General features: G+C 70.3%; 1 protein-coding gene. It reads right to left on the reverse strand.

Translation table 11 applies throughout. The annotated features are described in order from the left end of the window. On the reverse strand, positions 1 to 256 hold a 256-nt coding region (locus tag OO54_RS41155), incomplete at both ends, for a proprotein convertase P-domain-containing protein (RefSeq protein ID WP_033212989.1).

Below are 256 nucleotides of genomic sequence, written 5' to 3' on the forward strand. Positions count from 1 at the left end.
GGCCTTGTCCTGGACGCGGAGCTTCCAGGCGCCGTTGGCGACCTCGGAGGAGGCGTTCACGGTGAACGTCTGCTGGATGTTGTCGGCGCTGCCGCCGGAGCGGTTGGACAGGCTGTAGACCGAGCCGTCGGGGGCGATCAGGTCGACGACGAGGTCACCGCGGTAGGTGTGGACGATGTCCACGCCGACGGCGAGGTTGCTCGGGGCGTTGCCGGTGCGGCCGGTGACGTTGACCGTCGAGGTGACCGCGGCGCCG

The sequence above is a fragment of the Streptomyces wedmorensis genome (genome assembly GCF_000716445.1).
Classification (GTDB): domain Bacteria; phylum Actinomycetota; class Actinomycetes; order Streptomycetales; family Streptomycetaceae; genus Streptomyces; species Streptomyces wedmorensis.